The sequence below is a fragment of the Corynebacterium sp. HMSC070H05 genome (assembly GCF_001837615.1).
Taxonomy (GTDB): domain Bacteria; phylum Actinomycetota; class Actinomycetes; order Mycobacteriales; family Mycobacteriaceae; genus Corynebacterium; species Corynebacterium coyleae.
The window spans coordinates 166846-181199 of the sequence record NZ_KV833341.1 but is presented as its reverse complement, the minus strand read 5'-3'; the positions used below and the strand labels follow the sequence as shown (position 1 = coordinate 181199).

The window sequence follows — 14354 nt, the reverse complement described above, 5'->3', positions numbered from 1 at the left end:
CTACACCCCAGGCGCTGCACCGGCAGGTTGCATGCGTTGAGACAGCACTCGAGTGACGCCATCGCCACGCATAGTCACGCCATAAAGCACGTTCGCAACATCCATCGTTGGCTTCTGGTGCGTGATCACAATGAGCTGCGAATCCTGACGGAGTTCCTCCAGAAGGGCAATGAGCCGGCGCAGGTTGACGTCGTCGAGCGCCGCCTCAACTTCGTCGAGCACATAAAACGGACTTGGACGCGCACGGAAGATAGCGACCAGAAACGCCAAGGCTGTCAGCGATTTTTCACCACCGGAAAGCAGCGAAAGCCGCTTGACACGCTTACCCGGTGGCCGGGCCTCAATTTCAATGCCGGTGGCCAACATGTCGTCTGGCTCGGTGAGCACCAAGCGCGCCTCACCACCCGGGAAGAGCGTCTGGAACACTCGCGGGAACTCGGCCTCCACATCCGTCCAGGCATCGGTGAACAACTGCAAGATCTGTGCGTCAACGTCCTCGATCACACCAGTGAGGTCTTTGCGCGCCTGAATAACATCATCAAGCTGCGTAGAAAGAAACGAATACCGCTCCTCCAACGCCTTGTATTCCTCCAAGGCCAGCGGGTTGACCTTACCCAGCGCGCGCAGATCCTTTTCTGCCCGCTTGAGACGTTTCTCTTCTGCTTCGCGGTCAAAGTCCTCACCTGGGGTGTACCCATCAAGCAGATCGGCTACGGCGATGCCCAGGGTGGAGGTGATGTTGGCTTCGGCTTCGTCGATACGCACCTGTGCTTGCGAGCGGGCAATATCGGATGCGTGTGCGTTGTCGGTCAATCGAGACAATTGTTGGCGCGTGGCATTGACCTGCTGACGAGCTTGCTGCAACTGTCCCTGCAGGCTCGCCGTCTGGGCGGAGAGCTCATCGCGTTGCGCCGTCGCGCGTGCCAACGCGTCCTCGATTCGGGCGGCAAGGTCGCGCGCGTGCTTCTCGACGACCCCCGCTAGCTCTGCCTCTGCTCGACGCCTTGCCATCGCAGCGTCATGGCGGGCTTTCGCCTGACGTTCTTGCTCGGCTTGGCGGCGTAGCGCGTCTCCCTTGCCCACTTCCGCCTCTGCCCGCTGTTGTGCAGTACGCGCGGCGAGAACGGCCTCCATTTCCATGGATTTGATGTGGTTTAGCGCGTTTCGGGCAGCGTCGCGTTCGGCAGATGACGGCTCCTCGGGTGAGGCGGATACGTCCGTGTCCACTCGGGTGAGGCGGTCGCGAGTTTCTTCCAGTTCGGTGCGGCGTTGCGCAAGCCGTGCGTCAGCTTCGTTGGCGCGCTGCGCAGCTCGTTCGTGCTCCGACTTGTTCGCTTCAGCTTGCTTGACCAAGCGGGTGCGATCGCGTCGCCAGGCTTCGAGTTCGGTGTCGTGCTCTCGAAGAGACGCACGCGCCGACGCGGCGTTGACTCGGGCTTCTTCCGCCGCAACCTTCGCACCTTCAAACGTGCCTGCGAGTTCGCTGAGTTGTTGGCGGGCCGTTTCAAGTTCCACGCGAGCAGCCTCGATGCGGGCGGAGACTTCAACCGTGGTTGCTTGCCCGGAGCCGGCTGCGATCCAGCCTTCGCCGACAAGTACGCCGTCGTGTGTGACGGCTCGTAATCTCGGGTCTTGTTCGACGACGGCACGAGCCAGCTCAACATTTTTTGCGACCACAGTGTCAGCGAGCAAACGTGTCACCGGACCAGCCACTGCTTCGTCCAGCGTGACGTGGTCGAGCAGCCAGTCCACCTCAACGTCGGTCTCCAGGCGCCATGTGGAGCCGCCTCGTGTATCGACGACCACCGTACGACTCGCATTCCCCAACCGCGACACGGTCTCGTCGGACACATCACCTGCGAGCGCTTCGGCATAGTCGCCGAGGGCCGCCGCAAGCGCCGTTTCCAAACCTGCCTCTGTAGTCAGCAAACCCGCTAGCGGTGAGAAACCGTCGAGCAATTCGGCGGCATCCATTTTCGGCGTCTGCTCAGACAGCGTTGCAATGCGCGATTCAAGCGTTGCTACGTTGCGTTCGTGTTCGCGCTGCTCAGAACGAAGTTGTTCGAGGCGCTTCTCTGCAGCGTCAGATTCGGTGTGGGCGCGGGCGAATGCGGCGTCGAGTGGAGCGCGTTCCGCCTCAAACGCCGCGATGCGTTCCTCAACGGACACAACCTCAGCGTCAGCTTGGCGTGCACGTTCACGGGTTTCTTGAAGCGTCTCGTCGAAACGCCGAATCTCCTCCTCAGCAGCTTCAACCGCTTGCGCCTGCGATTCTTCTTGAGCAAGCAGTCGCACTACGCCTTCGCGACGGTCCGCGATCGCACGCACCTGCGCCATGTGTTCGCGCTCAGCTTCATCGAAAGCTTCCTGTCGTTCCGCGACTTCTTCTCGTACCGTTTCCAGCTGTTCTGCTGCTTCTTCGGCTGCTTCGACGGCTTCCGCGTAGCGTTCGTCGGCAATCCGTGCCCGTGCTTCGAGGTCTTCCGGGTCTTGCCCGGCATAGGCAACATCCGCGTTGTGGCTCCGAGCACGCTCCGATGCGATGCGTTCCGTAGCACTCGCCCGTTCCGCCAGCGTCGATAGCGCAAACCACACCTGCTGTGCTTCTTGTGCTTTGGGCTGTACTTCCTGCTGCTGTGCTTCGATGCTCTCCTGCGCTTCGGTGTATTCCTCGAGTTGCGCGGTAACGGTTTCTACCTGTTCTTCGAGGAGTTCGGCAGCACGGGCGGCATCGGAAAGCTTCGCTCGCAAACGCACGACTTGGTCACCTGCGAGCTTGAGTTTGGCGTCGCGCAGTTCGGCCTGCACCGCCGCCCCACGTTTCGCGGCTTCTGCCTGCCGCGCCAACGGTTTGAGTTGCTTGCCCAGTTCGTCGGTGAGGTCGGTGAGGCGATCCAGGTTCGCCTGCATGCCGACAAGTTTGCGCTGTGCCTTCTCTTTACGACGACGGTGCTTCAGTACACCAGCGGCTTCTTCGATAAACGCGCGACGTTCTTCAGGGCGCGAATCAAGGATTTCGGAGAGTTTGCCCTGGCCGACAATGATGTGCATTTCGCGGCCGATACCGGAGTCGGACAGCAGCTCCTGAATGTCCATGAGACGTGCTTTGGAGCCGTTGATTTCGTATTCGGACGCACCGTCGCGGAACATGCGGCGAGTGATTGCTACATCGGTGTAGTCGATGGGCAATCGTTTGTCGGTGTTGTCGAAAGTAAGCGTGACTTCGGCACGTCCGAGTGGTTTGCGCCCGCCGGCACCGGCGAAGATGACGTCTTCCATCTTCCCGCCACGCAGGTTTTTCGCACCTTGCTCGCCCATCACCCACGCGAGTGCATCGACGACGTTAGATTTTCCCGAGCCGTTCGGCCCGACGACGGCGCAGATGCCCGGCTCGAATTTCATGGTTGTCGCGGACGCGAAGGACTTAAATCCTTTGAGCGTCAGCGATTTCAGGTGCATTTGCGCAATATTACCCGCTCGGGCGCGGCTTTTAACGTTCGTCGAATCCTACCGCACCCTTCGGTGCGCTGTACTGGGCTTGCACATGGTCCACGCGCCCAGGGCGCCCCGAACCAGAGGGTGTTTCCCGCAAGAGCTTTTCAAGCTTTTCGACGCCACCCTGCTCCCCCTCCGCAACCACTTCAACGCGGCCATCTGCAAGGTTCTTGGCGTATCCCGCAAGCCCAAGTTCGAGGGCGCGGGAGCGTGTCCACCAGCGAAACCCCACCCCCTGGACTTCGCCGTGGACGTGGGCGGTCATGCGTTTCTCAGCCATACCGCCCGAGAATACAACCTAGATGCGATCCTCTGCGCTGCGTCGGGTGACGGGGTCGGAGCCGTCCCAGAACTCAACGTTCTTGACTTCCGGCAGCATGTCGCGGTGGAAGACAGGGTCTTCTCCTCGGCGACGCTGTTCGTTGTAGTTCTTCAGCAGCTTCAGCGCTACCCCGCCGAGCGGAACGATTGCGATGATGTTGAAAAGCGCCAGAAGACCGGCCATCGTGTCGCCGAGGGCCCAAACGAGCGGCACAGATCCGAACGCACCGAAGATGACGAAGCCGAGAACAACAATGCGGAACGTGGTCAACGCGGACTTGGAGTCGGTGAGGTACTGCAAATTAGCTTGCGCCAAGTAGTAGTTACCGATCACGGAAGAAAACGCCAGGAAGAACAGGATGAATGTGATGGCGTGTGCGCCCCAGGCGCCGACAGAATCGGCGAGTGCAGACTGCGTCAGCGAGGCACCCTGGATGTCATCGCGGCCATAGGTGATTGCGGGGCCGAGCAGTACAACAAACGCGGTGATGGAGCACACGAGCAGGGTGTCAAAGTACACGCCGAGGGCCTGCACAAGTCCCTGCTTAACGGGGTGAGACACGGTCGCAGTCGCGGCAGCATTTGGTGCCGAACCCATGCCTGCCTCGTTGGAGAACAAACCACGACGCATACCGTGTGCGAAGGCTGCGCCAACGGTCGCGCCCGCAACCTGCTTGAGGCCGAGAGCGTGGCCAACGATGAGTTCGAACATACCTGGGATCTCGCGCCAATTGATCACCAGCACTGCGAGGCCAATCAAGATGTAGGCACCGGCCATGAACGGAACGATCACCTGGGTCCAAGATGCAATGCGGGTAACGCCACCGAAGATGATGAGCGCGGTGAGTGCGGCGACGACACCAGCCACGATGGTTTTCACAGCGACAGAGTCGTTGCCCAACGAGCCGGAAACCGCTTCAGCGATGGAGTTGGTTTGGATGGCGTTGTACACAAAGCCGTAAGTGATGGCGAGGAAGGCAGAGAACAGCACCGCGAGTGGCTTCCATCCGAGGCCCCGGGTCATGTAGTAGGCCGGACCGCCGTGGTAGTTGCCGTCGCTGTCCTTGGTTTTCCACAGCTGGGCCAGCGTGGATTCGACGAATGCGGTCGCACCACCGAGCAAGGCGAGCATCCACATCCAGAACACGGCCCCGGGGCCACCGATGGAGATTGCCAGTGCGACACCGGCGATGTTGCCGGTGCCGACACGAGAGGCGGCAGAGATGGTGAAAGCCTTGAAGGCCGACAAGCCACCGTACTCTTCATCGAGGTCTCGACCTTCGCGGTCTTTGCCCTTCGGGGTTTCTGCAACGGCTTTGAGCATGTCCGGGAACATGCGGATTTGAACGAATAATGTGCGCAAGCCGAAGTAGATGCCGGCAGCAACGAGGAACCACGGTACGAGGCTCCAAATCACGCCATTGAGCGATCCCTCGACAAATGAGGTAGCTGAATCCATGGCGGGCAGCTTATCCCTGGGTTGTCTCAATTACCCAACGTGATCGAGCGCACTACCCCTCTATGGATTTGGTCTGCACCTCTCCGGGTTGGATTGGCCCGTGGGTGCCAAACTCGCGTTGCCAGTACAGCAGCGGGCAGTTTGCGGTAACTTCGGTGGCAGTGACGTCAACCAAGACGAGGAAGTGGTCCCCTGCTTCGATGATGCGGCTAACGTTGCCGGCGATCCAGGTGTGGTCGCCGGCAAGTTTCGGTGCGCCGTCGGCAATGCGCCAATCCACCCCCGCGAAACGATCCTCGAGCTTGTCAGCGAACCTGCGCGCCAACTCGTTCTGTTCGGTGGACAGCACGTTGATACCGATCGGTGAGCCGATCTCCAACCTCGCGAGCAGCGATGACTTCTGGTCTAGCGAGACCAGCACCATCGGTGGTTCGAGAGAAAGTGACATGAATGCGCTGACCGTTGTGCCGTGTGCCGATGCTTGCGTCCCTGTCGTCACAATGGCAACTGCAGCGGCAACCTGGGACATCGCGACTTTGAACGTCTGCTGATCAACCATGTCTTCTAACCTAGAGCACTTGGCAAACCGGGCAGTAATAACTGGAACGGCCGTTGATCACGGTGCGGGCGATCTCCGTTCCGCATCGCGCACAGGGTTTTCCGGCTTGACCGTATGCATTGAGAGAGCGTGCGAAGTATCCGGAGGCTCCGTTGACGTTGACATAGAGGGCATCGAAGCTCGTTCCGCCTTGCTCGAGCGCCCGGGCCATTACGTCACGCGATGCCTCAAGCACTGCTTCGGCGTCGCGTTGTCGCATGGTGCGCGCTTTACGCCAGGGTTTGAGGTTTGCAGACCACATTGCTTCATCGGCGTAGATCGAGCCGATTCCACTGACAATTTCTTGGTTGAGCAGCACCGTTTTCAGAGCCGAATTCTTCCGGCGCATCGCGCGCGCTGTCTCTCGCACATCAAATGCATCCTCGAAAGGGTCCGGCGCAATATGGCCCGCAGGACGAGGCACCCCGTCGACGAGGTCGGTGTATTGCCAGAATCCGAACGTGCGCTGGTCGACGAAACACAGCTCACATGTGCCCATGTCTGCGCGAATTCGCAAATGCGGCGATGTCACTTCGCCATGCTTTGCGACGAGCATCTGTCCACTCATCCTCAAATGCACCAGCACCGCTGCCCCATTGTCCAGCAGTAGCCACAAGTACTTGCCCCGTCGGCCCGTATCCACGACGGTACGTCCCGGCAGCACACGCTCAAGATCAACTTCGTTGCCACGCGATGCACGTGGGTGAAGCACTTCGACGCGGCCGAACGTGAGGCCGACTATGTGTTGTTGGAGCCCCCGGCGGACCACCTCAACTTCTGGCAGTTCAGGCATGTCCCAGGGTGGCCTCGGCAGCGTGGTCGCGCAGGTATACCAGTGCCTGTTGCGCTGCTTCCTGTTCCGCGAGTTTCTTGTTCGGCCCCACGCCCTTACCTCGCACGACACCGTTGATCAGCGTTTCGGCGTGGAAGGTTTGCTCGTGGTCCGGACCGGTCGCCTCAGAGCGATACTCTGCAACAGGGAGCTTCAGTTCTGCCACACGAACTTGCAGTGCGGTCTTCCAGTCCTTGTTCTTTTTGCTTACCGTGGCGTGACGCAGTTTCTCGTCAAAAAGCCGCAGGATCACGTCGCGGGCAGTCGCGAATCCATGCTCGAGATATATCGCGCCGAGCACAGCCTCTGTTGTGTCGGCAAGAATCGACTCTTTATCGCGCCCACCAGTCAGTTCTTCACCTTTGCCAATGAGAACGTGCTGGCCGAGGTTGATCTCACGGGCGATGTCGGACAAGCCGTAACGCGACACAATCGCTGCGCGCATTGGAGAAAGATCGGACTCGGGACGCGACGGGTAAAGCTCAAAGAGCTTAGTTGCCACGGTCAGACCTAAGATGGCGTCGCCGACGAACTCGAGTCGCTCGTTGTTGGGCAGTTGGTTGTGTTCGTTGGCGAACGAGCGGTGAGTCAGCGCAAGTTTGAGATTGTCGCGCTCGATGTTGACGCCCAGTTTTTCCAGCAGTGGCGCATGGTCTACTGCCCCATAGGCGTCTTCCCATGCCTGTTCGGCGTTGGCGGGTTTCCTGCGTGAACGGCTCACAGGAACTTCTCCAGATCTGCCCAACGCGGGTCGACGAGGTTGTTTTCTTCACCCGATACACCGTCCGGCACGGGAACGTCGGTATCTCCGGCACATTCTGGCTGGCAGGACGGGTTGAACGGCAGGTTAAGCCCAGCTTCGTTCACAAACCCTTGCTCTAGGTCGACAGTATCGCCTTCGACACGGGCAATTTCGTCCCCCGAGCCACGGTCTTCTTCTTCCTCTGCGTCTCCGGTGATGAAATCATCTGAAGTGGAAAACACTTCGGAGATCTGGAGCGTTTCGGTGGGGGTCAGATCTTTAAGGCAGCGCACACACTGGCCTACAAATTCGGCAGTCAGGGTCGCATCGACCATGATGCCGGAGCCAAGTGGGGTCAGGGTGGCTTCTATCTTGACCTCTCGGCCTTCAGGAATAGCGATCATTTCCGGGCCGATACGCGACGGGGATGGCCCCGTCTGCGTCAGGGTTTCCGGCAGTCCATCGCCTTTGAGGACGCCGGAAACATCAAATACGAAAGGATTGTTAGCCATAGCCCTTTCAGACTACAACGAATCGCTTCCCTTGCTAGTACTCGTCGGCTTCACCCTGGCCACGGCGAGCGCGGTCTGCACCGGAGACGCCCGCCCCACGACGCAGCGCGGAGCGGTCGGTGGAGACAGTGCGCAGCACGGTGTTGAGGGTCTCCTCGAACTCTGCGAGCTTGGAGTCGACATAGTCGTCGCACTCTGCGCGCAGGCGGGAGGATTCAGCGTGTGCGTCTTCGACGAGGCGATGTGCCTCTTCGTCTGCGCGACGCATGACCTCAGACTCGGAGATCAAGCGCTTCTGCTCCTTCAGGCCCTGGTCGACGGAGCGCTGGTATTCCTCGTTGCCGGTTTCCACAAGGTGATCGGCTTCGCGCTGAGCACTGTTGATGGTGGTTTCTGCAATGTCGCGAGCGCGGGTGATCATCATGTTCGACTCTTCCTCGGCGCCCGAGACGAGTCGAGTTGCGTGGTCCTGGGCGTCCGACAGCACCGTCTCCGATTCGGCTTGGGCGTCGGAAACGATGCGACGGGCGTCCTCTTCGGCGTCGCCAACGAGAACGTCGGCGCGTTCCTGGGCCCCGCGCAGGATTTCGTCCTGCTTGTCCAGAACGTCCTGGGCGTCGTCTAGATCGCCGGGCAGGGCGTTGCGGAGGTCGTCGAGAAGAGCGAGCATCTCATTGCGGGGCACCATGCAGTTGGAGGTCATCGGCACGCCGTAGGCCTGCTCCATCGTCTGCACTAACTCATCGAGGGCTTCAAAAACGCGGTACATAGTTGCACAGCGTACTGGATGAAGCTCTAAATCACGCCTTGCGCCAGCATCGCGTCGGCAACCTTTTTAAACCCAGCGATATTTGCGCCCACAACATAGTCGCCCGCGCGGTCATATTGCTCTGCGGTTCGTGCCGCGGTCTTGAAGATGTTGGACATGATGCGCTGCAGACGGTCGTCGGTGTATTCGAAGGACCAGGAGTCACGGGAAGCGTTTTGCTGCATCTCCAGCGCAGAGGTAGCAACACCACCGGCATTAGCCGCTTTACCTGGGCCGAAAGAGACCTTATTAGCCCGGAAGACCTCGGTCGCTTCGTGCGTGGACGGCATATTGGCGCCCTCCGCGACGTACTTCACACCGTTGTCGACGAGGCGTTGGGCATGCTCGCCGTTGAGCTCATTTTGGGTTGCGCACGGCAACGCCACGTCAGCTTCGAGGTCCCAAATGGAGCCGTCGGTGTGGTAGGTCGCCCCGGTGGCTTCTGCGACATAGTCGGAAACGCGTCCGCGACGGTTTTCCTTGATGTCGATCAGGAGCTCAGTATCAACCCCATTCGGGGTCTCCACCCAACCGGAGGAGTCGGAGAAGCCAACGACAGTTGCACCAAGCGCCTGCGCCTTCTTGATCGCATAGGTGGCAACGTTGCCGGAGCCGGAGACAATCACGCGTGCACCGTCAATGGATTCGCCGTTGGTACGCATCATTTCGTCGGTGAAGTACACAGCGCCGTAGCCCGTGGCTTCCTTGCGCACGAGGGAGCCACCCCATGTCAGCCCCTTACCGGTGAGCACGCCCGACTCGTGCTGGTCCACCAGGCGGCGGTACTGGCCAAACAGGAAGCCGATTTCGCGCCCACCCACGCCGATGTCACCCGCGGGGACGTCGCGGTATTCGCCGATGTGGCGCCACAGTTCAGTCATGAAGGATTGGCAGAAGCGCATGATCTCAGCGTCGGACTTGCCCTTCGGGTCGAAGTCGGACCCGCCTTTGCCGCCGCCGATGGGCAGACCGGTGAGCGAGTTTTTGAAGATCTGTTCAAAGCCAAGGAATTTGATGATGCCCAGGTTCACGCTCGGGTGGAATCGCAGACCGCCCTTATAGGGGCCGAGCGCGGAGTTGAACTGGACACGGAAGCCGCGGTTGACGCGCACGTTGTTGTCATCGTCGATCCACGGGACGCGGAAGATGATCTGACGCTCCGGCTCGCAGAGGCGCTCGATGAGGCCGTAGTCGGCGTAGTGCGGGTCTTTTTCCAGGACGATCTTCAGAGAGTCGAGCACCTCGGCAACTGCTTGGTGGAACTCGGGTTCTCCCGCGTTTCGCTCGAGCACCCTGTCGTAAAAACTCGCAACTTCCTGGTCGATTGCACTCATGGGACCCCGCCTCCAATTTCTATAGGCTTGCAGAATTGTTTACCGGAAAGATGCTACAACACATCTCGCCCGCCCGCGGAATTTTGCGGTCTTCCGGTTAAACTTGCCCGCATGTCTTCCTCTTTCGACCCGGCTCCGTCGCCGAAAATCGTCATCGCCCCGGATTCGTTTAAGTCCACTGCTACTGCGCAGGAGGCTGCTGAATGGCTGGCAGAGGGTGTGACAAGCGTGATCCGCGATGCCCAAATCATCCTTGCCCCGATGGCCGACGGTGGCGAGGGCACGTCCGCGTTGTTTGAGGGGGAACGCATTTGCTTACCGACGACCACAGCAGACGGTCGCCTTACCGAAGCCGAATACACATTCCACGCCCCCTCCTCCACCGCCTATATCGATGTGTCTGCTGCTTCTGGGTTGCCCGCTGTGGAAAAGCCGGTCCCGCTGACCGGCGACACTTACGGCACCGGTGTGCTCATCGCTGATGCGGAGACCCGCGGCGCGAAACGTATCGTGCTTGGTCTCGGTGGCACCGCAACGGTCGATGGCGGTACCGGCATTCTGGTGGCGCTCGGTGTCAACCCCCTCGACGCTGCTGGCTATCAGCTAAAACCTGGCGGTGGCGCTTTGGAAAACCTTGCGGATTTCGACACTGCCAAAGTCAATGTCCCTGCTGGCGCTATGGAGTGGGTGCTGCTCACTGACACGTCTGCACCAGCAACAGGCCCGAACGGTGCAGCTCACGTGTTCGGCCCACAAAAGGGCGCGACCGCCGACGATGTTGAACTCTTGGATCGTGGCCTTGCTCGACTGTGCGAGGTCGCAGAGATCGACCCCACAACCCCGGGGCTTGGTGCGGCGGGCGGCGTGGGCATCGGCCTGACATGGCTTTCCACCATGCTGCACGGGACCGATTCCCACGTGCATATCGTGCCCGGCGCGCGCGTTGTCGCAGATTCCAACGGGCTGACTGAGCAGATCGATGGCGCTGCGTTGGTGATCACCGGCGAAGGTCGCTTCGATGGACAGACAGGCACCGGCAAGGTGGCGTCTGTGGTCGGCGAGCTTGCTGCGGAAGCAGGTGCGGTATTCGCGATTGCTGCAGGGCGTTTCGACGAGCAGCCCGCCAACGGAACTCTCGCAGTGACGCTGCCCGAGATTGACGACGTCCGCGAGCAGCTCGTTCGCGCCGGTGCGGAGATTGCGGTCGCTTACCTCAACACTTCAACTGTCCAGGGATAAATCGACGGGGCCTCGAACTTGTCCTGGTCCTCGAGCGCCACGGGGTCGCGTGGCAGGTCACGCTTGGGGGTCAGGATGCGTGAGAGCCCCATAGCGAGGCGGTTAATACTGTCCGCGCCTTCGGACTCGATGCGGTAGCGGTGGATTTCAGCGTCGTCTGCTGGCTCGCCGCGGTCGTGTTCATAGGTTTCGGCGAGCTGGGCGTGCACGGTGTCGTCGATACGCACTTGCTCCATAGTCACGCTGCCGGAGGTGAGCATCTCGCGGCGCACCAGGATGTCGAGGGCGCGCTGGAATGCGTCGCGTACCTCTGGAGCTGCCGCGGGTGGGACGAGGACGTCGAATTGAATGACAGACATGGGCATAAGGCTAGACGCTCGGGGCGGTAGGGTGTCGTTCATGTCTCACGCTGCTGTCAACCCGACGCCCGCGCAGCACACAGCGCTGCAACGTATGAAGGACGGCACGTTAAAGCAGGTCAATCCGTTCACCGGAACCCATGTGTGGACGGTGCCTGGCCGTGGCAACCGTCCGCTTCACCCCCAGCCGAACGAACCTGCAGCACTTGGCCCCGGCGCGCACACCGATACGTGTAATTTCTGCGCGGACCGCATGCTGCATACTCCCCCGGAGCGTTCGCGACTGGTGACTACCAGCACGGGTTTCGACATTCTGCGCAATGTCATGCCGGATGAACTCGATGCGACACAGGCCGACTTTCGGCGCGTGCCCAACCTGTTCGAGATCGTTTCTTACGACTACTGGCGCGAAAACTATGGTGCGGAAATGTCAAAAGATTGGCAGGAGCACATGGAGCGCTACCTGTCGGACCCGTCTGGCCGACACCACGTGTTGGATATTGTGCGCACGCGCTTGTCTGCGTCGGGTCAGGATCCGGATCTGCCGGACGAGCAACTGCTCAGCATCGCGCCTGCTTATTTTGGTGGTGGGCACGACGTCATCATTGCAAGGCGGCACTTTATCGACGACGCCCGCGACACCTCCGACCTCGCAGGCTCAGGCTCGCTCACTGCGGATGAGCATTACCAGTTCATCGCCTTCACCGTCGATTCGTTGCACGACCTCATCACTCACCACCGTCACGCCCGCTATGTTGTGGTGTTTCAAAACTGGCTCGCCGCAGCCGGCGCGTCCTTTGAACACCTGCATAAGCAGTTGGTTGCTATCGACGAGCATGGCGTCAACGCTGAGTCCGAAATCGCCAAGTTGCAGCAGCACCCGAACATGTACAACGACTGGGGTGTGAACCCCGCTTTCGACAACAACCTGGTCATCGCGGAGAACGACCACGCCGTCCTAGTTGCCGGTGTGGGGCACCGCTACCCCACGATGACGGTGTATTCGAAGTCGGAAGCATGCGAGCCATGGCTGCACACTGACGACGAGGTCCGTGCCATGTCGGACCTGCTCCACGCCGCACACGCCGCGACCGGTACCCGTGTGGCCACGAACGAAGAGTGGCACTACAAACCACACGATGTCGAGGTGCCAATGCCGTGGCGTATCAATGTGAAGTGGCGCATCTCTACTGTTGCGGGTTTTGAGGGCGGCACGCAGATCTTCGTCAATACGCTTTCGCCCTTTGATGTCCACGACCGCGTCACCACGGAACTGGAGCGCTTGCGTGCCGTGGGAACGGTCGCGCCTAGTATCCGTATAGGCCAAGAATGCACGCCTAGGCCGAACGTGCTGCGCTATACCCAAGGTTTGGCCCCGAACGTAGAGAGGTAACGAGACTATGAGCAACATCGCCGACATCTTGGATACGTACCAGGTTGATGCAGCCTGGCAGCGCCGACTCTACGAGGAACTGCACGCTAACCCGGAGCTCTCCATGCACGAGGAGGAGACCTACCAGCGAATCCTGCATGAGTTGAAGCCGCTTGATTGCGAGGTTGTTGCCCCGATTGGCAAGTACGGCATCTGCGCAGTCTTTCGCAACGGTGAAGGCCCGACAGCGCTCTACCGAGCCGACTTTGATGGCCTTCCGGTCACGGAGCGCACCGGCGTACCGTTTGCTTCCCGCAAGGTGGTCACCACTGCGGATGGGCACACGACCGGCACGATGCACGCTTGCGGCCACGACATCCACACCACGGCTCTGCTGAGCTTGTGCCACGTCATGGACAACACGCGCGACCACTGGTCGGGCACGTTTATCGCATTGTTCCAGCCTGGCGAGGAGCTGGCTGCGGGCGCCCAAGACATGGCCGATGGCGGCCTGGCTGAGAAGGTGCCCACCCCGGACGTGGTGTTGGGCCTGCACGTGATGCCTGGTCGCGCTGGCGAGGTCATGTCCAAGCCCGGCCCGCAGTTCGCTGCTTGTGATTCGATCAGGGTGCACATTCCCGGCCGTTCGGCCCACGGTTCGATGCCGCACAACTCGGTGGATCCCACGTTTACTGCCGCGATGATTATCGCTCGTCTGCAGGCGATTGTGGGGCGTGAGGTCAATCCGGCGGATTTCGCGGTGGTCACCGTCGGCAGCATGAGTGCTGGGCGCGCGATCAATATCATTCCAGGGTCGGCGGAGTTGGTGCTCAACTGCCGTTTCTACGACGACAAGGTCAAGGCACGCGTGTATGCCGCCATCGAGCGTGTTGTCCATGCCGAGGTAGCTGCCTCGGGCGCGGAGGGCACGGCTGGCATCGAGTACTTTGCTCACGGCGAACTGTTGGACAACGACGAGGCGGTCTTTTCCGCAGTGCGCGCGAACTTCGATGCGGTGTTCGGTGAGGACTCGGTCACGTCGGATCCGAAGACGGTTTCCGAGGACTTCCCGATCATCGGTCAAACGTTTGGGGCGCCGTACCTCTTCTGGCTCATCGGATGCACCCCGCGCGACGTGTGGGATCGTGCTGTCGCGGAGGATAGGGTTGCCGAGGATGTTCCGGTCAACCATATGCCGAACTTCCTGCCGGATTATGAGCCCACGATTTCTGCTGCCACACGCTCGGCCGCAGTTGCTGTCTTGACCTACCTAGCTGGCTAAC

13 protein-coding genes are annotated in these 14354 nt (G+C 60.4%); 3 read left to right on the top strand and 10 right to left on the bottom strand.

All coding sequences use genetic code 11. The annotated features are described in order from the left end of the window. Genes smc through gdhA form a run of 9 tightly spaced genes read right to left on the bottom strand, consistent with a single transcriptional unit; the run spans window position 1 to window position 10101 of the window. A complete protein-coding gene (gene smc / locus HMPREF2617_RS09075) occupies window positions 1-3459 on the bottom strand; it encodes a chromosome segregation protein SMC (RefSeq protein ID WP_070840552.1) in 3459 nt (1152 codons plus the stop codon). Between the two features lie 31 nt (window positions 3460-3490). Further along, the gene (locus HMPREF2617_RS09070; protein WP_070450968.1) at window positions 3491-3775 is read right to left on the bottom strand and encodes an acylphosphatase; all 285 of its coding nucleotides are present in this window, start codon (window positions 3773-3775) and stop codon (window positions 3491-3493) included. 18 nt (window positions 3776-3793) lie between these two features. After that, a complete protein-coding gene (locus HMPREF2617_RS09065) occupies window positions 3794-5275 on the bottom strand; it encodes an alanine/glycine:cation symporter family protein (protein WP_070840551.1) in 1482 nt (493 codons plus the stop codon). Window positions 5276-5327: 52 nt separating this feature from the next. Continuing rightward, window positions 5328-5834 carry a flavin reductase family protein gene (locus HMPREF2617_RS09060; RefSeq protein WP_070422244.1) on the bottom strand — a complete coding sequence of 169 codons (507 nt, stop codon included), beginning with the start codon at window positions 5832-5834 and terminating at the stop codon, window positions 5328-5330. A 10-nt stretch (window positions 5835-5844) separates the two neighbouring features. After that, window positions 5845-6666, bottom strand: coding sequence for a bifunctional DNA-formamidopyrimidine glycosylase/DNA-(apurinic or apyrimidinic site) lyase (gene mutM / locus HMPREF2617_RS09055; RefSeq protein ID WP_070450964.1), 822 nt, complete (start codon window positions 6664-6666; stop codon window positions 5845-5847). Continuing rightward, the gene (gene rnc, locus HMPREF2617_RS09050) at window positions 6659-7426 is read right to left on the bottom strand and encodes a ribonuclease III (protein ID WP_070450962.1); all 768 of its coding nucleotides are present in this window, start codon (window positions 7424-7426) and stop codon (window positions 6659-6661) included. The genes mutM and rnc overlap by 8 nt, the downstream gene beginning before the upstream one ends. Continuing rightward, window positions 7423-7959 carry a YceD family protein gene (locus HMPREF2617_RS09045; protein ID WP_070570036.1) on the bottom strand — a complete coding sequence of 179 codons (537 nt, stop codon included), beginning with the start codon at window positions 7957-7959 and terminating at the stop codon, window positions 7423-7425. The genes rnc and HMPREF2617_RS09045 overlap by 4 nt, the downstream gene beginning before the upstream one ends. A 34-nt stretch (window positions 7960-7993) precedes the next feature. Further along, window positions 7994-8728 carry a DivIVA domain-containing protein gene (locus tag HMPREF2617_RS09040; RefSeq protein ID WP_070422240.1) on the bottom strand — a complete coding sequence of 245 codons (735 nt, stop codon included), beginning with the start codon at window positions 8726-8728 and terminating at the stop codon, window positions 7994-7996. Between the two features lie 26 nt (window positions 8729-8754). Further along, window positions 8755-10101, bottom strand: coding sequence for an NADP-specific glutamate dehydrogenase (gene gdhA, locus HMPREF2617_RS09035; protein WP_070450958.1), 1347 nt, complete (start codon window positions 10099-10101; stop codon window positions 8755-8757). A gap of 111 nt (window positions 10102-10212) precedes the next feature. On the opposite strand from gdhA, the gene HMPREF2617_RS09030 reads away from it, so the two are divergent. Further along, the gene (locus HMPREF2617_RS09030; protein ID WP_070840550.1) at window positions 10213-11340 is read left to right on the top strand and encodes a glycerate kinase; all 1128 of its coding nucleotides are present in this window, start codon (window positions 10213-10215) and stop codon (window positions 11338-11340) included. On the opposite strand, the gene HMPREF2617_RS09025 is transcribed toward HMPREF2617_RS09030, so the two are convergent. Continuing rightward, a complete protein-coding gene (locus tag HMPREF2617_RS09025) occupies window positions 11310-11699 on the bottom strand; it encodes a hypothetical protein (protein WP_070422386.1) in 390 nt (129 codons plus the stop codon). The two genes, HMPREF2617_RS09030 and HMPREF2617_RS09025, sit on opposite strands and share 31 nt — an antisense overlap. Before the next feature lie 40 nt (window positions 11700-11739). On the opposite strand from HMPREF2617_RS09025, the gene HMPREF2617_RS09020 reads away from it, so the two are divergent. Together HMPREF2617_RS09020 and HMPREF2617_RS09015 are read left to right on the top strand one after the other, a co-directional pair. Then, window positions 11740-13092, top strand: a complete 1353-nt coding sequence (locus HMPREF2617_RS09020; protein ID WP_224213725.1) for a DUF4921 family protein — start codon at window positions 11740-11742, stop codon at window positions 13090-13092. A 7-nt stretch (window positions 13093-13099) separates the two neighbouring features. Further along, window positions 13100-14353, top strand: a complete 1254-nt coding sequence (locus HMPREF2617_RS09015) for an amidohydrolase (RefSeq protein ID WP_070422237.1) — start codon at window positions 13100-13102, stop codon at window positions 14351-14353. Window position 14354 lies beyond the last annotated feature (1 nt).

What these genes read in the sequence shown, in the direction of transcription:
- HMPREF2617_RS09070 (WP_070450968.1), bottom strand. Translation starts at nt 3,775, where the DNA reads ATGGCTGAGAAACGCATGACCGCCCACGTCCACGGCGAAGTCCAGGGG.
- HMPREF2617_RS09030 (WP_070840550.1), top strand. Translation starts at nt 10,213, where the DNA reads ATGTCTTCCTCTTTCGACCCGGCTCCGTCGCCGAAAATCGTCATCGCC.
- HMPREF2617_RS09020 (WP_224213725.1), top strand. Translation starts at nt 11,740, where the DNA reads ATGTCTCACGCTGCTGTCAACCCGACGCCCGCGCAGCACACAGCGCTG.
- gdhA (WP_070450958.1), bottom strand. Translation starts at nt 10,101, where the DNA reads ATGAGTGCAATCGACCAGGAAGTTGCGAGTTTTTACGACAGGGTGCTC.
- HMPREF2617_RS09045 (WP_070570036.1), bottom strand. Translation starts at nt 7,959, where the DNA reads ATGGCTAACAATCCTTTCGTATTTGATGTTTCCGGCGTCCTCAAAGGC.
- HMPREF2617_RS09040 (WP_070422240.1), bottom strand. Translation starts at nt 8,728, where the DNA reads ATGTACCGCGTTTTTGAAGCCCTCGATGAGTTAGTGCAGACGATGGAG.
- HMPREF2617_RS09015 (WP_070422237.1), top strand. Translation starts at nt 13,100, where the DNA reads ATGAGCAACATCGCCGACATCTTGGATACGTACCAGGTTGATGCAGCC.
- mutM (WP_070450964.1), bottom strand. Translation starts at nt 6,666, where the DNA reads ATGCCTGAACTGCCAGAAGTTGAGGTGGTCCGCCGGGGGCTCCAACAA.
- HMPREF2617_RS09025 (WP_070422386.1), bottom strand. Translation starts at nt 11,699, where the DNA reads ATGTCTGTCATTCAATTCGACGTCCTCGTCCCACCCGCGGCAGCTCCA.
- smc (WP_070840552.1), bottom strand. Translation starts at nt 3,459, where the DNA reads ATGCACCTGAAATCGCTGACGCTCAAAGGATTTAAGTCCTTCGCGTCC.
- HMPREF2617_RS09060 (WP_070422244.1), bottom strand. Translation starts at nt 5,834, where the DNA reads ATGGTTGATCAGCAGACGTTCAAAGTCGCGATGTCCCAGGTTGCCGCT.
- HMPREF2617_RS09065 (WP_070840551.1), bottom strand. Translation starts at nt 5,275, where the DNA reads ATGGATTCAGCTACCTCATTTGTCGAGGGATCGCTCAATGGCGTGATT.